This window comes from Actinoplanes sp. NPDC051633 (genome assembly GCF_040681735.1).
Taxonomy (GTDB): Bacteria; Actinomycetota; Actinomycetes; order Mycobacteriales; family Micromonosporaceae; genus Actinoplanes.
This window is the reverse complement of sequence record NZ_JBFAZH010001119.1, coordinates 1-2,530: the sequence shown is the minus strand read 5'-3', so window position 1 is coordinate 2,530 and position 2,530 is coordinate 1. Positions and strand designations below refer to the sequence as shown.

General features: G+C 71.4%; 1 protein-coding gene and 1 pseudogene. Both read left to right on the top strand.

Translation table 11 applies throughout. From position 1 onward, the window contains the following. Positions 1-121 precede the first annotated feature (121 nt). Complete coding sequence (locus AB0M20_RS37805) at positions 122-2,047, top strand: histidine kinase (RefSeq protein ID WP_364305640.1); 1,926 nt, start codon at positions 122-124, stop codon at positions 2,045-2,047. A 48-nt stretch (positions 2,048-2,095) separates the two neighbouring features. Then, positions 2,096-2,530 (top strand): annotated as a pseudogene (locus AB0M20_RS37800) (hypothetical protein); the annotation flags it as partial.

Genomic DNA, 2,530 nt, shown 5'->3' with positions numbered 1-2,530 from the left:
CGGCTCCCGCCGAACCGTTCCCCAGCGCGTCGGCGGCCGCCGCCCGGGTGGAGAGCATGAGGCAGAGGAAGGCCGCGGCTTCTATCCTCGAGCCGGAGGCGATGTGGCCGGAGGTGAGCGTGTGGTCGGCGTACCCGGACTGGTCTGGGCCTTTCCGGCTGCCTTCCTCTGCCTCATGCTCTCCACCCGGGCGGCGGCCGCCGACGCGCTGGGGAACGGTTCGGCGGGAGCCGCCGTGGCGGCCGCCGCGTTCCTGTTGCCACTCTGGTACACCACCCCGCCCGGGCGGATCGCGTGGGATCGTCACAAGTGGTTGCTCCTGACCGTGCAGGTGGTGGTGACCTACGCCCCGTTCGTGTTCTTCGGGGAGCGCTGGGCCCTGGGCCTGTCCGGCCTGCTCGGCGGCCTCCTGCTGCTCACCCTGCCGGCCCGGGTCTCGTGGCTGCTCTTCGGCGCTGCCGTCGCCGTGGAGGCGGTGCTGCGCCTGTGGGTGCTGAGCCCCTATCCCGTGGACGGGAACCAGTTCCTCTCGATCGTCTTCGTGGCTCCGATCGACATGGCTCTGCCGCTGTTCGGCCTGGTCCGGCTGGGTGATCTGGTCACCGAGCTCCGGGCGGCGCGGACCACCCTGGCGGGTCAGGCGGTGACGCGGGAGCGCTTGGACGCCGCGGTCCGCCTCGGCACGGCCGTCGGCGACCGGCTGCAGGTGGTCACGGCCCGGGCCGGGTCGGCGCTCACGATGCTGTCGCGGTCGGCGGACGAGGCACGCGCAGCCCTGGTGGATGCCGCGACGCTGGCACGTCAGGCCACGGAACAGGTCCGGCAGGTCGTCGCCGGCAAGCTCGCCGACCGCGGTCCGGAGGCGTCTCGCGTAGGCAACACGATCGCACCGCGGTTGGCGCTGCTCGTGCTGATCGTGAATCTGCTGGTGCTCGGCGCGCACCATGTCGTGATCGTCACGGACGTCGCCGCCGATCCGGCGACCAGGGCCGCGGGGACCGTCGCGATCGTCGGCATCGTGATCATCCAGCTCTACCACTCGCTGGCCGGCCGGGACGGCCGCCGGCCGCGGGCGTGGCCACTGACCCTGACCGTTCAGGTGCTGCTCCTGGGTGCTCTCATCGTGGCCGCGATGGGCAACCGGGACATGTCCGGCACCGCCCTCGGCAGCTTTCCCGCGGCGTCCGCCCTTCTCCTGATCCGCGGCCGCTGGGCGTGGCCGGCGTTCATCGCCATCGCGACCGCCAACGGGGTGCAGTGGGTCCTGATGTATCCCGGCGACGTGGCGGTCGGCCTGTATCTGGCCGGCGGGTCAACGGCGATCGGGTTCGGCGTGTACGGCCTGTCCCGGCTCACCGACCTGGCCGAGGAACTGGAACTCGTACGTCGCGACCTGGCCCGTGAGGCGGTGCAGCGCGAACGCGTACGGGTCGCGCAGGACTCCCACGACGTCCTCGGCCTGGGGCTGTCGGCGGTGGCACTGAAGTGCGACCTGGCGGTCAAGCTGATCGGCCGCGACGATGCGCGCGCCGCGGCCGAGATCCGCACGCTCGCGCAGCTGGCCGAGCGGACGCGCATCGAGCTCGACAAGATCACCGCCGGCGGGTCGGCCCTGTCGTTCGTCGCCGAGCTCGACACCGCCGCGGCGCTCCTCGGCTCGATCGGCATCGAGGTGAAGCGTTCCCTGCCGGCACCGACGCCATCTCTGCCCGACGACCTGGATCAGGTCATGGCCACGGTGCTGCGCGAGGCGGTGACGAACGTCCTGCGTCACTCGCCGGCGACCAGGTGCTGGGTCGAACTGTCCATCCGCGACCGGGCATTCGTCCTTTGCATCGCCAACGACGGCGTGGACGGGCGCGCGGCCGGCACCGCCGCGCGCTGTGGCGGGAACGGCCTGCTCAACCTGGCCGACCGGGTGCGGGCGCTCGGCGGGTCGCTGCACGCGGGCCGTTCCGGCGATCTGTACGAGCTGGTGGTAACGGTGGCGGCGGAGGCGGATGTGCAGAATGCACACGGCGCTCGTGCATCACGGATGCACGGTTGATGACGGCGGCATCTGGCCGGGCGGGTCGTCGGCAGGGATCCTCGATGCATGAATGCACCGCACAAGGTCGTTGCGACGCCGGCTCAGACGACGTCGCGCAATTGGAAGCGCTTCGCCCTGCACTACCTCGAGATGGTGGTCGCCATGTTCGCGGGCATGGTCGTGCTGGGCGGCGCTCTCCGCGGGGCGCTGGCCCTCGCCGGAGTCGACTACTCCATGGCCACACATCCCAAGCTCACGATCGCCGAGATGGGCCTGACCATGGCCCTGGGCATGGGGGTCTGGATGCGGATCCGGCGGCACGGCTGGCCCGCCACCGTCGAGATGAGCGCCGTCATGCTGGTGCCCGCACTCCTCCTGATCCCCGTCGTGTGGGCGGGCGTCATGGGCGCCGGCGCCGCGATGGCGCTGGAACACATCCTGATGTTCCCGCTCATGCTCGCCGTGATGCTCCGTCGCCGCGACGAGTACCTCGGGCACCAC